We start from the raw sequence: 17,039 nt of genomic DNA on the forward strand, positions 1-17,039 counted from the left end.
CTGACACCGCGCTTTCGCGGGCAGGCCCGTTCCCACACGTGCAGGGTTGCACTGAGCGCCAATGCTGCCTATATTTCCCGCCTGGCGCTCTCTACGCCACCTTCCGCGGAAAGGGCTGCGCCCAAGACACTCACGCTGCATTTCATTTCTACGACTCCCAACCTTAAAGCGGAAAAGGTATGTGCAAGGAGATCGTATGTCGCAACGCCCTGTATCCTCCAACACCGATGGCCGTCTTAACCTTGAGCAGCAGCGCAAGCGCGCCAAGGAACTGTTGCCGCGCCTGAAAAGCCAGGACCCCACCGCCACGTTGTCCCAGGCCCAATGGCACGTCGCCCGGCAACTGGGGTTCAGCAGTTGGCCCAAGCTCAAGGCGCACGTCGACGCCCTCGACTTCGCCGCCCGCCACCCCGCGTTTGAGGCCAGTGATGAAGCCCGCACCACCCACTGGCGTTGCGGCAGCGACATTGCCCACACCCTGCAGGTGGCGGGGTTCAAAGGCCAGTTCCAGATGCTCACCGATCCGCTGTGCATGGGGCCGGTGCGTGACCTCCCCGGCGACGCGTTCCGTGCGATGCGCAGCGCGTTTATCAGCCAGGCCTTCGCTCTGGACCCCACCGAAGTCGCGCGGCGCATCAATGATGAATACCACCAGCTTGAGGCCTTGGCCGACGCCGATCACAGCGTGCTGTGGTGCGAGGCAGATGCCTATGACCAGCTGTTCCTGATCCGTGCGTTGGCCGGGCTTGAGCAGGCACCGCGCAAGCTTGAGCTGATCGAAGTGCACCGCATTCCCGGCGTCGAGCGGTTTATCGGCATTGGCCAACTGGCACCCGACGTCCTCGCGTGGTTATGGCCACAGCGCCGGTTGATCGACGATGAGGCCGTGCAACTGGCCAAACGGGCCTGGTCGGCTTATTGCAATCCCTCGCCGGTCGACTGGGCGCAACTGGCTCACGGCAACCACCGCGCCCTGCCCTTGCTCGCGCCCGCGCTGACGCGCCAATTGCAGGAGCTGCCAGGCAGACGCGATGGCTTGTCACTCACCGAACGCTTGTCCCTGCAGTATATCGCCGAAGCCGGGCCGGTGCCGTTTGGCCGGGTGTTCGCAGAACTAATGGCCAAGCGTGAGCCGCTGCCGTTTCTGGGCGACATGATGTTCCATGCGTTGTTGCGACCGTTGATCGATGGTGACGCGCCGTTACTGGTTGAAACTGCAACCGAGCACAATTGGCCGCGTCGCCCACTCGCACTGACCCCACTGGGGCAGGCGGTGCTGAACGCCGACGCCTATTGGCTGGACCACGCCAGCCATACGCGTTGGGTTGGCGGGGTATGTCTGGAACCCCGCCAACCCCATTGGACGCTGGATGACGACCACCAACCTTTATGGCGTGATTGACGGCCGCGGTTCGTGGATCGGGCACCCGTTGTGCTCAGCCCTGAACCCGGACGACATCTCGTAAGCCGGTTTACGCACGCGCATTACTCCGCCCAACGGGCGATGCGCCGCCAGCCCGTGCCACGGGCTGAAGGCCATGCCGTCGTCGATTTTCTGGACGTTTTCAGGGCTCCAGGCCGCCTGGGGTTCGAGGTCGATGCGCGCCACGGTCACGTACGGGCTGAGGTCCTCGGGCCATTGCACGGAAGCATCCTCGATGGGCATTTTTTCCAGGTCAGTGGCCAATTGCACGCGCACCTCCCAGGTGCCGCCGCTCTGGGCAAAGTACGCCTCGACGGCTGCGCGCAGGCCGTCGGGGTTGTCACCAAAGTCCACGTGCAAGTCGGTCAATGCCGTCAGGTTGGACGACACCGGCACCACAGCGACTTTGGCGTAGTAAGGGCCATAGAGCATCGGCACCACGCTGGAAAAGCTCTCGCCAAGAATATGGGTCTGCGGATGGCCGCCGAGGCTTTTCAGCGTGCCGCTTTCGCCGCCCATGGATTCAAGGGTGGCTTCCACGCCTCGCAGCAGCGCCGAGAAGGCTTTTTTCATGCCAGGTGCCTTGTCAGTGGTCTTGGCCAACAATTTCAGCGTCTTCAAAAAAGCCTTGGGCGTTGCGGCCGTGAAGGCCTTGGCGTTTTGCATGACGAAATCCTGGGTGACCTCGCCATCACTGCCCGGCAATCGCGGGCCGTCCACGCCGACGATCTTGATTGCCAGCCCGCGGGGCGTGGACACCTTGTCATCGAGAATATCGCCAGGGTTGGTCGAAAAGCGCAGGTACACCGGCAACCTCACCGGTTTGGCAAACGCGCCCTGGGCCAGTGTGGCAGGCAGGTTTTCCAGCACGCTGATGTGCCCGCGCAGCAGGCCATGGGCCTTGGCGTGGACACTGCGAGTGGCGTGGCCACTGTCGCGAAAGGTCGTTTCCATGATGCCGTGCAGCGCTTCGGCCAGCTCCTTGCTGGTCTGCGCTTCATCATCGGGAATCTGTTCGAATGACGGCTCAAAAGCCAAAGGCTGAATCGCTGGGTTGACTGCAGGTAGGTCGTTCATCAGGCGTCTCTCCGCTCGGCAAGGTATTCACGGCAGGCTTTTTTTAATAGGCAGCGACGACTGAATAAATGCGGCCGTCTTGATTGATAGGGCCGAGGCAGAGAAACGGATGTTCAACAAATCCGCACGGCGTCGGACGAGCGGTTAGCCTGCCGCCCGGAAGCCCGCTCGAACCTTTTGCCAAGCGTACTCGTCGTAACGTTATCCCTCACCGATAAAGCCCTCAGGTGCAGCCCATGCTCATCTATCCAAAAGCCCACTTTCACCCCTACACCCACGCGAGCGGCGGCTGGGGTTCGGCGCAGTCGGTGATGAAAATCCTCTGGCGCGAGCAGGCCTTTGCCAAGGCCACCAAAGCGCTGCTCAAACAGAACAAGCCCGATGGCTTCGCCTGCGTCAGTTGCGCCTGGGCCAAACCCGGCAAGCCGCATGCCCTGGAGTTCTGCGAAAACGGCGCCAAGGCCACGGCCTGGGAACTGACCTCGCTCAAGACCTCACCCGCGTTCTTCGCCGAACACTCGCTCAGTGAACTGCGCCAATGGTCTGACTACGCACTGGAGCAACACGGTCGACTGACCCATCCAATGCGCTACGACGCGGCCACCGACCGCTACCGCGAAACGTCATGGGAGGAGGCTTACCGCGAGATCGGCGCGCAATTGCAAACGCTGCAACCCGACAGCGTGGTGTTTTACGCCTCGGGCCGCGCCTCGCTGGAAACCTCGTTCATGTACCAGCTGTTCGCCCGGGCCTATGGCACCAACAACCTGCCCGACAGTTCGAATATGTGCCACGAAAGCACCTCGGTCGGCCTGCAGGAAAGTATCGGCATCCCCGTCGGCAGCGTGACGCTGGAAGATTTCGAGCACACCGACTGCCTGTTTTTCTTCGGCCAGAATGTCGGCAGTAATGCCCCGCGCATGCTTCACCAGTTGCAGGATGCGCGCAAACGCGACGTGCCGATCATCACCTTCAACCCCTTGCGCGAACGTGGCCTGGAACGCTTCGTCAATCCGCAATCACCGGTAGAAATGCTCACCCCCGAATCCACCGTGATCAGTACCCAGTATCACCAGGTGGCGATCGGTGGCGACACGGCCGCCCTGCTCGGCCTGGCTAAAGTGCTGCTGGAGCTGGACGACCAGGCGCAGCGCGACGGGCGTGCGCCGGTACTCGACTACGCCTTTATCGCCGAACACACCGAAGGCTTCGAGGCGTTTGCGGCGATGGTTCGCGCCGCGCAGTGGCCGACCATCGAGCGCCGCTCCGGCCTGAGCCGCGGCGCCCTGGAAGCGGCCGCGCAGGTGTACGCGCGCAGTAACCGCGTCATGATGATCTACGGCATGGGCCTGACCCAGCATCGGCACGGGGTGCAAAACGTGCAGATGCTGGTGAACCTGTTGCTGATGCGCGGCAATTTCGGCAAGCCGGGCGCAGGCATCTGCCCGGTGCGCGGCCACTCCAATGTGCAGGGCCAGCGCACGGTGGGCATTACCGAAGACCCGAAAAAAGTCCCGGTCGAGCTGATCGAGCAGCAGTTCGGCTTCAAGGTGCCGGAGCAAATGGGCCTGTGCACGGTGGACGCCTGCGAAGGCATTCTGGCCGGGCGTGTGCGCGGCTTCATCGGCTTGGGCGGCAACTTCCTGCGCGCGATTCCCGACACCTCGCGCATGGAGCCCGCCTGGCAAACCTTGCAACTCAATGTGCAGATCGCGACCAAACTCAATCGCACGCACTTGCTGCCCGCGCAACACCAGTGGCTGCTGCCGTGCCTGGGGCGTATCGAAATCGACCGGCAGCAGGGTGTTGAGCAAACCTGGGCCACCGAGGACAGCACCGGCTGCATCCACGGCTGGCATGGCAGCGCCGAACCGGTCAGCGCCCACGTGCGCGCCGAGGCCAGCATCGTCGCCGGCCTGGCCCAGGCCACGTTGCCAGCGGGCGGCTCGATTGACTGGCAGGGCTGGAGCGCGGACTACTCAAAGGTGCGCAGCGCTATTGCCGCCATCTACCCGCAGATCTTCCACGACATGGAGACCCGCATGGCCGAACCGGGAGGTTTTCACCGCCCCATCGCCGTTGCGCAGCGCGAATGGCTGACTGAAAGCGGCAAGGCACAGTTCGTGCTGCCCGCCACGCTCAATGAAGACGATGACGTCAACACCCAGGTGCTGGCGCGTGACGTGCTGCAACTGATGACGCTGCGCAGCAACGACCAGTTCAACACCACGATCTATGGCTACGAGGATCGCTTTCGCGGCATCAGTGGCACGCGCGAGGTGATCTTCATGCACCGCAACGATATCGCGCGGCTGGGTTTCGAGAACGGTCAGGGGGTGATGTTGACCACCGCCATAGAGCCTGAGGTCAAGCGCCAGGTCGGCCCGCTGGAAATCGTTGCGTATGACATCCCCGAAGGCTGCGCCGCGGCGTATTACCCTGAATGCAACCCACTGGTGCCGCTCTGGCACCACGCCGAACGCAGCAAGGTGCCGGCGGCCAAATCGGTGCCGATACGCCTGAGCCTGCCGGTTGATCAACGCTTGGGCGAGAGCCCGACCGCGCAGGCCACCACCGCCGGATCGCCCTGGTAGATCGCGCGTGGCGCCGCTGACGGCACGCTGGTCCGGCTGTCAACGGCGCGCAGCACCGGGCGTTCGACGGTTGGCAGGCTATGGTCCGGATCGACCACTTCCATGCAGCGACGCAGCGAGTTGAAATCCGGCGATTGCGACAGCGACAAGTGCAGGGTCTGGCTGACCGATACCGACACCACCGAGCTTTGCGCACATTGCCCGTCGTAGATCAGCGTGTGGCGAATCAGCGGGTTGTCATGGCAATACTTCAACAGGTTGACCTGCCGCGAGTGCACCAGCGCGGTGTTGATGATCAACAGGTCGAACGCCACGACGCCCGAACGAGTCAGTACCTGCAGCTCGTCGAACGAGCTCAAGGGGACGATACGGTGATAGCCCAGCTGGTTGAGCATTTTCTCGATCTTGATCCGTTGCAGAATGTCTGCATCGGCAATCAGAAGGCGTAACGCTTTATTGGACATAGGTAAACCTGACAGTTGGGCATCCGCGTCGATCATTCAACGCTGACCACGTTACCTGTCAGGGGTGAAACCTGACTTTAAGGCGATTCTGAAACGGTAACCGGGTACAGCCGCGCACTTTTAAGAATCGCCTGAAAGCCCCCGCTGCGCCCTGCCCCTACCATGGGCCGCGTTCCCCCACGCTCCCATGGATTCATCTGTGCTCATGTTTTTACTCAGAATGATGATTTTAACCTGCGGATTGCTGGCCCTTGCACCGCCGCCTGCCAGCGCCGCGCTGAAGGTCGAAGGCACGCGCCTGATCTATTTCGGCCATGACCGCGAAGCCAACATCGGCGTGGTCAACCAGGCTGCACGGGAAGTGGTGGTGCAAACCTGGATCAGCGGCGAGGACGAAGCCAGCAGCCACAGCGTGCCGTTTGCCGCCACCGAGCCGTTGGTGCAACTGGGCGCTGGCGAGCATCATCAGTTACGCATCCTGTATGCCGGTGAAGGGTTGCCCAGCGATCGTGAATCGCTGTTCTGGCTGAACATCATGGAGATCCCGCTCAAGCCGGAAGACCCCAACAGCGTGCAATTTGCGATACGCCAGCGGCTCAAGCTGTTCTATCGGCCACCCGCGCTCAAAGGCGGTTCGGCCGACGCGGTGCAGCAGCTGCAATGGAGCAGCAACGATGGGCGCACCGTCACGGTCAGCAATCCCAGCGCCTTTCACCTGTCGCTGGTGAACCTGCAAACCGACGGCCAGGTGCTCAGTGATTACCTGCTGCTCAAGCCTTTCGAGCGCAAAACCCTGACCGCGCCAGGCCCGTTGCCCAAAGGCACCACCCTCCACTTCACCGAAATCACCGATATCGGTTTGCAAGCCCGCCACAGCGCGGCGCTCAACTGATGGTTCGCGGGGTATTTGCACCAATGTCACTCACCAAACGAATGCTACCCATGCTGCTGTGGGCTTGCGCAGTCCTGCCCGCCACCAGCCATGCGCTGGCCTGCCGTGAGGACGGCAGCGACTCGATCATTACCAAGGAAGCCTTGGGCACCGCCCTGGCGGTGGCGGCCGATGCGCCAAACGGCAGCATTATCTGGGAGTCCGGCCCACGCTCCACCAATGTGATTTGCAAAGATGACTACTACTACGGCCGCGAGGAAATCTACTTCTACGTCAACCCGGCCAACGTCAGCATCGGCACGGGTATCCGCGTGGGTATTCGCTATAACAACCAGCCGATCACCCAAAGTACCGGCAAGGTCGGCACCGGGTTCTTTTCCGACCGCGGCTGCAACCTGACCAACTGCAAAGGCTGGGAAAAGGCGCGCTTCACCCTCAACTTCAGCGTATTCATCGAGAAATACGACCCGACGCCTCCCAGTGGCCAGGCCAGTACCCTGACCGAGTATCGGGTGTTCCAGCTGGACGGCGTGCGCGGGCTGAACTCAAGGCCCAACAGCAACTTCAACTACGTGGTCACCGGCATGAACGGCATCCGCTTCGTGCCCTGTACCCCCGAGCTGACGATCAGCCCCAGCGTGGTCAGCTTCCCGATGCCCTCACGCAAGTTTGCAATCGGCGAAGTCGCCAGCACCGCAAACTTCAGCTTGAACCTGCGCAAAGGCTGCGACACGCCTTATACCGTCAGCGCGCGCTTCGCCACCACGCCAGGTGGCGGCAGTGTGATCAATGGGTTGCTGGTACCGGACAACAATAAATCGGTGGGCATCGCCCTGTCCCGCGCCGAGAGCCAACAACAATTGCCGTTCGACAATTGGTTCACGCTGCAGAACCTCATGGGCCTGGGCCAGAGCCACGACGAATTCCGCGCCGATTTGAAATGGCGCACCCTGCCGATTCCCGGCGCATTCGAGGCTGCGGTGGTGGTGGATATGTATTACAAATAGCTGATTTTTAAGGATCGTCTTATGCCACGCGGCACGGCCGACGCTTAAAGTCCGCCGATGCGATTGAAAAGTTATCTGCTCCAGATCAACCCCGTCCTCTCCCGACCCGAAGCAGCCAGAAGGCTGCTTCGTATTTTCGCGACCGTGCTGCTCATCGGCATCCTCAGCGGCGTTTACACCTTTCTGCTGTCCACCTTCAACAACGATATTTCCCAACGCCGTGGCTACATGAGCAGCGCCATCGCCGAAGCCCATACGTTTTTCACCAACCGCGAGGCGCTGCTTGAAAGCCTCAGCCTCTCGGCGGTGCGCAAGCAGTCGAGGATTTACCCCTCCTCTCCCGAAGAAGAGCATGTGCAGCTGGGCGACACGCCGGGTAACCAGTGGAGCATCTGGCTGACGGCACGCCTGCGCGACTACCTCAAGGCCAAGCAACTCAACCTGCTGTACGTGAACGCCGGCCCTACCCCGCAGGTGACACGGGTGTATGACGCGACCGCGCAAGTCCTGCCGATTTCCAAGTGCATGCTCAACCGCCTCAAGGCCTTGCAGCACAGCGATCCGTCCACCCTCAACGAGTTGTGGCTGAGCGACCGCACCGAACACCATTCGCACCTGTACATATTCATCCGTCTGGATCGCCAAGACCCCACTTCCGGCTGGCTGGGTCTGGAAATGGAAAGCCGTGAAGTGTCCTCGACCCTCAGCGACCAGAGCGCCGGCGAGTTCATGATGCTCAACTCCCAGGGCATGCTGGTATTTACCAACAGCGACGACACGCAGATGCGCCAGCAACACCTCAGGCCCAAGGAAGAAAGCTTTTTCGGCTTTGTCGGCAACGGCTTGCTGCCCGATCACCTGGTGATCCGCAAGCACCTGAAATCCTCGGACTGGCAGTTGATGTATTCCATCGACCTGCGCGCGGTGGTCACCGGCTTGTGGAAACAGCTACTGGGTTCGCTGCTGTTCTGCCTGTTCAGCCTGACGCTGATCTGGCTGGTGATGCGCCGCGTCGATCAGCGCTTCATCATTCCCTCGATCCATCGCATCCAGGCGCTGATCGAAAGCGAGGCGTTCGGCCGTGATGTGATCCAGACCGCGCCTGTCGCCCTGTGTGTACTGCGCCGCACCGACGGCCAGGTGGTGCTGGAAAACACCCTGGCCCAGCAATGGCTGGGCCACGGCCCGGAGCGCGAGGCGTTGCGCGCCGGTTGGATCGCGCAGGCCTACGCCGGTGAGCCGTCCGAACGCAGCGATTACTTTGAAACCATCGACGGCCGTCACCTGTACCTGAGCAGCGCACCGACCCGCTACAGGGGCGAGGACGTGCTGTTTTGCGCCTTCAGCGATATCAGCGTACGCAAACAAGTGGAAGCGGCGCTGGAAGAAGCGCGGCAGTCGGCAGACGCCGCCAACGCCGCCAAGACCTTGTTCCTGGCGACCATGAGCCATGAAATCCGCACGCCGCTGTACGGCGTGCTCGGCACTTTGGAATTGCTGGCGCGCACACAACTGGACGCCCAGCAGAAAGACTATCTGCAGGCCATCGAAGGGTCTTCCTCGACCTTGCTGCAACTGATCTGCGACGTGCTTGACGTGTCGAAGATCGAAGCCGGGCAGCTGGCTCTTGAAATGAGCGAGTTTTCGCCGCTGGACCTGGTCCACGAAATCATTCAGGGCTACGCCGCGGCCGCCCAGGGCAAAGGTTTGCAGCTGTATGCCTGCTTCGACCCGAAGCTGCCGGAACGGCTGATCGGCGACGTGACACGCATCCGCCAGATCCTCAACAACCTGCTCAACAACGCCGTGAAGTTCACCGACTACGGGCGCGTGGTGCTGCGCGTCAAAGTGCTTGGCCGCGATGGCGAACGCTCCAGTGTGTTGTGGCAAGTCTCGGACACCGGCAAAGGCATCGCCCAGGAAGACCAGGCGATGATTTTCGAGCCCTTCTACCAGAGCGAAGGCAACACTAACGTGGTTGCCGGCACCGGCCTGGGCCTGCCGATCTGCCAGCGCCTCACCGAATTGATGAACGGCAATATCCGCATGGTCAGCGAACTGGGCCTGGGCAGCAGCTTCAGCCTGATCCTGCCGCTGGAAGAAGCGCCGACTCCACCGATGACACCGCTGCTGGCCGAGACGATCTACGTGGTGTCGCCCATCCCGGAACTGGCGCATTCGATCAGCGGCTGGCTGCGCCGCTGGGGTGCCCGCGCTCAGACCGGGCTGCCGACGCTGCCGGAAAGCCATCTGCTGCTGCAAGTGCATCCCGGCAGCGTCGATCCATCGCTGGCGCCCGAGTGGCCGGGCCCGGTGATTCACGTCAGCAGCCATGCCTGCACCGCGCTGGAGGCCGAGGCCGGCGCCTGGCACGTCAACCTCAACCACTTGGGCGCTGTTCATCAGGCCGTGAGCCAGGCCCAGGGGCTGTGGGTGGCCCGCGCCGGTGAGCAGACGCGTCAGCGTGACTTGAACAAACTCAACCTGCACCTGCTGGTGGCCGAGGACAACATCATCAACCAGCTGATTTTGCGTGACCAACTCGAAGAACTCGGCTGCACCGTGGAGCTGGCGGCCGATGGTCAGGAAGCGTTGCAGCTGTACACCGCCGGCAACTTCGACGTGGTGCTGACGGACGTGAACATGCCCCACATCAACGGCTATGAACTGGCGCGCGAACTGCGTCGTCAGGGCTGCCCGTTGCCGATTATCGGGGCCACCGCCAACGCCATGCGCGGCGAGGCCGACCTGTGCCTGGCCGCCGGCATGAACCATTGCCTGGTCAAACCCTTTGCGTTGCGGGCTCTATTCAACTCCCTGGCGCCTTATGCACGGATCACCCATGAAGCCCCTTAGTATTTTGATTGTTGAGGACCATCCCCTGCAGCACATCTACCTGCAGCACCTGCTCAGTGAGTTGGGGGATTTCATGCTCGAAACCGCCGAGGACGGTAAAGAAGCGCTGGAGCGTCTGCGCCAGCGCGATTTTGACCTGGTACTGACTGACCTGCTGATGCCCGGCATGGACGGCGTGCAGTTTATCCAGTGCCTGGCCAGCCTGCGCTGCAAGCCGGCGCTGGCGATCATGAGCGCGGCGTCGCGGCGCATGCTGATGGCGGCCAGCCTGGTGGCGAAAAACCTCGATGTGGAAGTGATCGGGCTGATCTCCAAACCGGTCGCCGCCGACGCCCTGCGCAGCCTCGTCGACCAACTCAGGAACACAGTGCGCAAGCCCTCCCCCGAATTGCCCGAGCACCTGGACATCGACCGCCACACCCTGGTGCACGCCATGAGCAGCGGCCAGCTGCAGGCCTGGTTTCAACCGAAAAAGTCCCTCGCCAACGGCCGCATCGTCGCCGCCGAAGCCCTGGTGCGCTGGATGCACCCCGAGCAAGGCGTGATGCTGCCCGCCGCGTTCCTGCCGGCGATCAAGGCATTCGAGCTGGAGGAGCGATTGTTGTGGGTGGTGCTCAAACAGGCGATCCACGCCCAGGAACGCTGGCGCCAGCGTGGCTACGAAATACCGGTGTCGATCAACTTGCCCACGCACCTGCTCAACAGCCATGACCTGGCCGACCGCTTGCTGGAATTCGTGCTGCACCACGACGGCATTCCGGGAATGATCTGCTTCGAACTGATGGAATGCTCGGTGCCCCAGGACATCAGCAACTTCTACGCCGGCGCCTGCCGCCTGCGCATCAAGGGCTTCGGCCTGTCCCAGGACGATTTCGGCAAGGGCTACAGCTCGTACTTGAACCTGGTGTCCACACCGTTTACCGAATTGAAGATCGACCAGGCACTGGTGCAGGGCTGCCACGACAACGAGGGCATGGCGCAGGCCCTGGCAAGCATCATCGCGCTGGGCCGCAAACTTGGCCTCACGGTGGTGGCCGAAGGGGTGGAAACGCCGCAGCAACTGGCTCTGCTGCGCAAGGTCGACTGCAATCAGGTGCAGGGTTTCCTGATTTCACACGCGGTCTCTTCAGAACAATTTCAACAACTTCTGAACAATGATGGCCCCGCGACATCTCACTAGCTGACGGCCGCGGATTATCTGTTCGATAGTAAGGAGTCAGCTCCATCCTGTGCCGATTTATCCTGCGCCTGCGGAAACCCCTGATGAAGCACAACAACGCGGTCCTCGAAGCCTTCACCCGCAGCTCGTCGCGCCTGAACAAAGGCCTGATGGTGCTGCTCGGGATAGCGTTGCTGTTGGTGCTGACCAACTACTGGTCACTGCAACGCGGGGTCGAAACCCGTTACGGCGCCACGCGTTTTCATTTTGCGCGCCTGATGGAGAACCTGGCGGAGCAGGAGTCGTACCTCAAGAGTCTGACGCACCCGGGCATCCAGGCCGAACTGTTGCGCGCCACCAACGTTCAGGTCAGCCTCAAAAGCCGCATGGTCGACAACCACCGTACGCTGTACGAAGGCCAGAAATATTCGTTTTCGGTGCCGTTCAGCGTCAAGTTTGACGAGCAGCAGATCAGCGCTGCCGCCCGGTCGCAGATTTTTGCCCTGGGCGCGCACCTCACCAGCTATTACAGCGCCTTCTGGTCGTCATCGCCCTATGAAGCGCCACAAACCTTTCTGCTCAATCGCCAGACGCCTTACGCCATCACCGTTCCGTCGGTGGGCTACCAGCGTCGAGAAAGCGCCGAGGAAACCGGCAACCTGGTGGCGCTGGTCAACGCGGTGCAACAGACCCTCGAGCAGACGCCGCAGCCGCTGGAACAGAACCGCGTGTACTGGCAGGCCGGTCCCGCACCTGCGCACCTGCTGGCCTATATCGGCCTGCCCCTCGACGGCCAGGGCCAGGCGGTGGTCGGCACCTTGCTCGACGTGGCTCAGGTTGACGATGTGCAGCGCGCCCTGGACCACTCGGCCTTTGACCGCTTCACCCTGATTGCCCCCGACGGCAGCCGGCTGGTCGGGCCAGACATCGGTGTGCCGCTCAGCGATGGCGTGCACTTCAGGGCAGACGGCTTCGAATTCAAGATTACCCAACGCGGCGACCAGCCCTGGAGCGCAATCTATGGGCTGAACTACTCGCACTTTTTCCATTCGGCCTTGTGGCCGCTGAGCAGCCTGGCCCTGTTGCTGGGCATCCTGATTACGCTGTGCTGGGGCGGTAGCCGCTGGTACCGGCGCCAGGTGATCAACCCCGCGCGCCTGGCGCACGAACGCATCGCCGAAAGCGTGGCGTTCAGCCGCGTGATCATCGACACCGCGCCCACAGGCCTGTGCGTGGTGCGGCGCAGTGACGGCAAGGTGTTGATCGAGAACCAGCGGGCCCAGCAATGGCCAGGCACCGCGCGGCTGGTCTCCGCATTGACCGGTGTGCATGACAGCGCCGACAGCGGCGAGACGCACCTGGAGATCGAAGGCCGCCACCTGCAGATTGGCTTCGTCTCCACCCGTTACCAGGCCGAAGACGTGCGCCTGTATGCATTCAACGACATCACCCGGCATATCGAAGATGCCCAGTCATTAGAGGACGCCCGCCACGCCGCCGATGCCGCCAACGAGGCCAAGACGCTGTTCCTGGCGACCATGAGCCATGAAATTCGCACGCCGTTGTATGGCGTGCTCGGCACTCTGGAACTGCTCGGCCTGACCGACCTGGACCCGCACCAGAAAACCTACCTGCAGACCATACAGCGTTCGTCCGCGACGCTGTTCCAGCTGATCAGCGACGTGCTCGACGTGTCGAAAATCGAGTCCGGGCAAATGGCGATTGAGGCCGTGGAGTTCTGCCCGCTGGACATGCTCGAAGACACCCTGCACACCTACGCCGCCTTCGCCCAGCGCAAGGGTTTGCAGCTTTACAGTTGCATCGACCCGCAGCTGCCCGACAGCGTACTGGGCGACCCGATGCGCATTCGCCAGATTCTCAACAACCTGGTGAGCAACGCGCTCAAGTTCACCGACATCGGGCGCGTGGTGATCCGCGCCCGGGTCACGGCGTGCGACGCCGAGTACGTCAACCTGGAATGGCAGGTCACCGACTCTGGCGTGGGCATCCCCGAGGCGCAGCAGGCCAAGCTGTTCGATGTGTTTTACCAGGCTCCCGACACCGCCGGCGAAGGCGGCGCCGGGCTGGGGCTGCCGATTTGCCGCTGGCTGGCGCAAATGATGGACGGCGAGATCAAAGTGGTCAGCGAGCCCGGCCTGGGTAGCAGCTTCACCCTGAAAATACGCCTGCCGCTGAGCAGCGGTGCGCTGACCAACCCGCCGCTGATCGAACCCAGCGCGACGTCTGTGTATGTGCAGGCGCCGGTGCGCGAGCTGGCGCAGTCGCTGTGTGACTGGCTCAATCGCCTGGGCATTGCCGCGGCCCTGGCGGCGCCCACGCCGGAACAGGACAGCCGCCAGGCGGTGCTGGTCGATCTGCTGCCCAGCGAGCCCGCCCGCTACTGGGCCGGGCAACGCGTGCTGTGCCTGCCCGGCGCGCACAGCCCGCCGCTGCACACGGCGCAGGGCTGGGTCGTGGACGTGCACGACGTACGGGCTATCGCCACCACCGTGTCGCTGGCCCAGCATGGCAAGCATGAGCAACCGCCGGCGGCCCTGCCACAAAGCGCCGGGCAGCTTGGGTTGCGCATCCTGGTGGCCGAGGACAACCCGATCAATCAGGCGATCATCAAGGAACAACTGGAGGCGCTCGGCTGCTCGGTGACCCTGGCCGCCAACGGCGAGCAGGCGCTGCAGTTGTGGCAACCGCACGCCTTCGACCTGGTGTTGACCGACGTGAACATGCCCTTGATGAATGGTTATGAGCTGGCCCGCACGCTCAGGGCGCATGACCCGCAATTGCCGATCATCGGCGTGACCGCCAACGCCATGCGCGAGGAAGGCGTGCGCTGCCTGGCGGTCGGCATGAACGCCTGGATCGTCAAACCCCTGAGCCTGCAAACCCTGCGCGCGCAGTTGGTCAAGCTGTGCCAGGTCAAGGCGCCGGTCGAACCGCCGCCCGCGCCGTTCGACGACCACGTGCAGCTGTCGGACAAGATGCGCCCGCTGTTCATCAGCAGCGTGCAGCAAGATTTGCAGCGACTCGGCGCGGCACTGGCGCAGCGTGATGCGCGCGCGCTCGCCCAACTGCTGCATTCGGCCGCCGGCGCACTGGGCGCCGTGCAGGCGCTCCCTCTGGCCCAGGCCTGCATCGAGCTGGAAAACGCACTGAACCGCGGCAGCCTCGACACCACGCTTGAGCTCAAGGTGAAGGCGGTGATGCAACGACTGTCGGCCGTCCTGGACACTCTCCAGCCCGGGCACACTTCCCTCACTTGAACTGGCACTACGGACGGCCCTTTATGAAAAAATTCAACGTGGTTATCGCGGACGATCACCCGATCGTGCTGCTCGGGGTACGCGAACTGGTGGAGCGCGACACGCGCTTTCAAGTCGTGGGCGAAGCGGTGTGTTCGGCGGGCCTGATCGAGCTGTTGCAGCGCCAGGGCGCCGACATCGTGATCACCGATTACAACATGCCCGGCGACTCGCCCTACGGCGATGGGCTGAAGCTGGTGGAGTACCTGAAACGGCATTTTCCGCAGGTGCAGATTTTGATTCTGACCATGATTTCCAACCACCTGATCCTCACGCGTCTGCAGGAGTTGGGCGTGGTCGGCATCATCCAGAAAAGCCAGTTGCACACCGAGATTCAACTGGCGCTCAAGGCGATTGCGCAACAGAGCGCCTACCGCAGCCTGGAGCCGCCCAAGACCTCGGTGATCGAGACCCTCACGGCCATCGACGAGCGCTTTACCAGCTTGTCGCCCAAAGAGTTCGAGATCTTGCGTTTGTTTATTTCAGGCATGAGCGTGAGTGATATTGCGCGCAGCCAGAACCGCAGTTCAAAGACCATCAGTGCGCAAAAAATATCGGCCATGCGCAAACTTGAAGTGAGCAGCGACCAGGACCTTCTCGCCTATTGCCTGGCGCGCAATATCTTCAACTAAGCACACCGTGCAAGCCATTCCCGGGCAATGGCTTGGCCCCCTGTTTGCGGGCTCCGAAACTGCCTTGCGGTGCAACTAACCCGTCTATTGCGCGGCTTATAAGAATCGTCTTATTCGCTCGCAGCGCCTGCCCTCTTATTCTTTCCTCGCAGTTCAACAACCGCATTTTCCAACTAACACTTACGGACATCATCATGAAGAAGTTTTCCCTGGCTGTTATCGCCTCGGCCATTATCGCCGCCTCCGGCAGTGCATTTGCCGATGATCCGGCACCGACGCCTACCCTGGGCGGCAGCGGTAAAATTACCTTCACCGGCGTGATCAACAACGACGCCTGCTCGGTAGACGGCGCCAACTCCGATCGCAGTATTTCGGTGGACATGGGCAACGTTTCGATCAAAGACATGGGCACCGCGGAAAACCCAACCGCCGGCCGTGTGACTGCCAAAGACTTCAACCTGAACGTCAACTGCAACCAGGGCACCAAAGTCGCGATGATCTTTGACGCCAACAACGGCGGTTCGGGCCTGGTGACCGGCAAGAACGTACTGGCGCTGAACGCCGGTTCCGCTTCGGCTAAAAACGTCGGTATCGCCCTGCTCGACAGCAATGGCAGCTTGATCGACCTCAGCTCGCAGGCCACTGCGCGCATCGAAAGCACCATGCACGGCACCGGCACTGCCGGCGGCGACGCCACCCTGAGCTTTGCGGCCGCCTACGTCACCACCGGCGCTGCCGGTGCATCCACCGCCGGTCGCGGTGATGCCACCCTGCCGTTCATCCTGCAATACGAGTAACCCCGGCGCCCCGTGCACCGAACGCGCGAGGCCACACGGCCTCGCCATTCTCTTTTTTGATTACACCGGATAACCCTCATGCTGCCTCGTTCTCTTGCCGCATGCCTGGGGCTGCTGGGCATGCTTATGGCTACCCAGGCCGCCGCCAGCATTTCATTGAATGCCACCCGCATCGTGTTCGATGGCGACCACAAAGAAGCCAATATCACCGTGCGCAACGGTAACCAGGATGTGTTGATTCAGTCCTGGGTCGACATGAATGACTCCAGCGGCAGCCGTGCTCCGTTTGCCGTCACCCCGCCACTGGCCCGGGTGTTCGCCAAGGAACAGCAACTGCTGCGCATCTTGTATGAAGGCACGGGCATGCCCACGGACCGCGAGTCGGTGGTGTGGTTGAACGTGCAGGAAATCCCCAAGGCCAGCGAGACCGAGAACACCTTGCAGTTGGCCATTCGCCAACGCATCAAGATTTTTTTCCGCCCTGCCGGCCTGACCGGCAGTGCGTTGCAGGCGCCTGCACAGCTGGAGTGGACATTGGTCAAGCACGGCGCGCAAACGCTGTTGCAGGTGAAAAACCCGACGCTGTACCACGTGTCCATGGCCGACGTTAAGGTGCAGGCACAACTGGCGAGCGACTCGACCATGATCGCGCCCGGCGAGCAAAGACAGTTCGCGCTCAAGACGGCGCCAGCGCCCGGCCCGGTGCAACTGTCGTTTTCCAGCATCAATGACTACGGCGCACAGAATCATTACACCGCGCCACTTTCGGGCATCGCTGCACACGCCACCGAAGCACGCCTCAACCCCTAAGCACTTTCTCT

At 62.2% G+C, this 17,039-nt stretch carries 12 protein-coding genes; 10 read left to right on the forward strand and 2 right to left on the reverse strand.

Translation table 11 applies throughout. The features are described from left to right. The first annotated feature begins 196 nt into the window (after positions 1-196). A complete protein-coding gene (locus NTD89_RS25060) occupies positions 197-1,402 on the forward strand; it encodes a DUF1835 domain-containing protein (RefSeq protein ID WP_262210261.1) in 1,206 nt (401 codons plus the stop codon). Here NTD89_RS25060 and NTD89_RS25065 read toward each other — a convergent pair. Next, positions 1,388-2,503, reverse strand: a complete 1,116-nt coding sequence (locus tag NTD89_RS25065) for a catalase family protein (protein ID WP_404488452.1) — start codon at positions 2,501-2,503, stop codon at positions 1,388-1,390. The two genes, NTD89_RS25060 and NTD89_RS25065, sit on opposite strands and share 15 nt — an antisense overlap. Before the next feature lie 233 nt (positions 2,504-2,736). On the opposite strand from NTD89_RS25065, the gene NTD89_RS25070 reads away from it, so the two are divergent. Further along, positions 2,737-5,094: an FdhF/YdeP family oxidoreductase gene (locus tag NTD89_RS25070; protein WP_262210265.1), complete on the forward strand. Its 2,358-nt coding sequence runs from the start codon at positions 2,737-2,739 to the stop codon at positions 5,092-5,094. Here the strand turns inward: NTD89_RS25070 and NTD89_RS25075 are convergent. Further along, complete coding sequence (locus NTD89_RS25075; protein WP_262210266.1) at positions 5,037-5,558, reverse strand: chemotaxis protein CheY; 522 nt, start codon at positions 5,556-5,558, stop codon at positions 5,037-5,039. The two genes, NTD89_RS25070 and NTD89_RS25075, sit on opposite strands and share 58 nt — an antisense overlap. A 220-nt stretch (positions 5,559-5,778) precedes the next feature. On the opposite strand from NTD89_RS25075, the gene NTD89_RS25080 reads away from it, so the two are divergent. The 8 genes from NTD89_RS25080 (at position 5,779) to NTD89_RS25115 (ending at position 17,028) form a co-directional block, all read left to right on the forward strand. Beyond that, positions 5,779-6,450 carry a molecular chaperone gene (locus NTD89_RS25080; protein WP_262210267.1) on the forward strand — a complete coding sequence of 224 codons (672 nt, stop codon included), beginning with the start codon at positions 5,779-5,781 and terminating at the stop codon, positions 6,448-6,450. Between the two features lie 50 nt (positions 6,451-6,500). Continuing rightward, entirely contained in the window at positions 6,501-7,457 is a 957-nt protein-coding gene (locus NTD89_RS25085; RefSeq protein ID WP_256676528.1) for a fimbrial protein, read from the forward strand. 57 nt (positions 7,458-7,514) lie between these two features. Further along, on the forward strand, positions 7,515-10,313 hold the full coding sequence (locus NTD89_RS25090) for an ATP-binding protein (protein WP_262210269.1): 2,799 nt from the start codon (positions 7,515-7,517) through the stop codon (positions 10,311-10,313). Next, positions 10,300-11,493 (forward strand): EAL domain-containing protein, encoded by a 1,194-nt coding sequence (locus tag NTD89_RS25095; RefSeq protein ID WP_106578938.1) that lies wholly within the window; start codon positions 10,300-10,302, stop codon positions 11,491-11,493. The genes NTD89_RS25090 and NTD89_RS25095 overlap by 14 nt, the downstream gene beginning before the upstream one ends. A gap of 83 nt (positions 11,494-11,576) precedes the next feature. Then, complete coding sequence (locus NTD89_RS25100; RefSeq protein ID WP_262210271.1) at positions 11,577-14,750, forward strand: hybrid sensor histidine kinase/response regulator; 3,174 nt, start codon at positions 11,577-11,579, stop codon at positions 14,748-14,750. Between the two features lie 23 nt (positions 14,751-14,773). Further along, entirely contained in the window at positions 14,774-15,421 is a 648-nt protein-coding gene (locus tag NTD89_RS25105) for a response regulator (RefSeq protein ID WP_053257033.1), read from the forward strand. Positions 15,422-15,615: 194 nt separating this feature from the next. Beyond that, positions 15,616-16,218: a fimbrial protein gene (locus tag NTD89_RS25110; protein ID WP_145165911.1), complete on the forward strand. Its 603-nt coding sequence runs from the start codon at positions 15,616-15,618 to the stop codon at positions 16,216-16,218. Between the two features lie 78 nt (positions 16,219-16,296). Further along, positions 16,297-17,028 (forward strand): molecular chaperone, encoded by a 732-nt coding sequence (locus NTD89_RS25115; protein ID WP_262210272.1) that lies wholly within the window; start codon positions 16,297-16,299, stop codon positions 17,026-17,028. Positions 17,029-17,039: the final 11 nt, after the last annotated feature.

This window comes from Pseudomonas sp. 14P_5.3_Bac1 (assembly GCF_025466135.1).
In the GTDB taxonomy this organism is placed as follows: Bacteria; Pseudomonadota; Gammaproteobacteria; order Pseudomonadales; family Pseudomonadaceae; genus Aquipseudomonas.

Excerpts from the sequence above, each read along its gene's own strand:
- NTD89_RS25090 (WP_262210269.1), top strand. The coding sequence starts at position 7,515 with ATGCGATTGAAAAGTTATCTGCTCCAGATCAACCCCGTCCTCTCCCGA.
- NTD89_RS25095 (WP_106578938.1), top strand. The coding sequence starts at position 10,300 with ATGAAGCCCCTTAGTATTTTGATTGTTGAGGACCATCCCCTGCAGCAC.
- NTD89_RS25105 (WP_053257033.1), top strand. The coding sequence starts at position 14,774 with ATGAAAAAATTCAACGTGGTTATCGCGGACGATCACCCGATCGTGCTG.
- NTD89_RS25080 (WP_262210267.1), top strand. The coding sequence starts at position 5,779 with ATGATGATTTTAACCTGCGGATTGCTGGCCCTTGCACCGCCGCCTGCC.
- NTD89_RS25110 (WP_145165911.1), top strand. The coding sequence starts at position 15,616 with ATGAAGAAGTTTTCCCTGGCTGTTATCGCCTCGGCCATTATCGCCGCC.
- NTD89_RS25100 (WP_262210271.1), top strand. The coding sequence starts at position 11,577 with ATGAAGCACAACAACGCGGTCCTCGAAGCCTTCACCCGCAGCTCGTCG.
- NTD89_RS25115 (WP_262210272.1), top strand. The coding sequence starts at position 16,297 with ATGCTGCCTCGTTCTCTTGCCGCATGCCTGGGGCTGCTGGGCATGCTT.
- NTD89_RS25060 (WP_262210261.1), top strand. The coding sequence starts at position 197 with ATGTCGCAACGCCCTGTATCCTCCAACACCGATGGCCGTCTTAACCTT.
- NTD89_RS25085 (WP_256676528.1), top strand. The coding sequence starts at position 6,501 with ATGCTGCTGTGGGCTTGCGCAGTCCTGCCCGCCACCAGCCATGCGCTG.
- NTD89_RS25070 (WP_262210265.1), top strand. The coding sequence starts at position 2,737 with ATGCTCATCTATCCAAAAGCCCACTTTCACCCCTACACCCACGCGAGC.
- NTD89_RS25075 (WP_262210266.1), bottom strand. The coding sequence starts at position 5,558 with ATGTCCAATAAAGCGTTACGCCTTCTGATTGCCGATGCAGACATTCTG.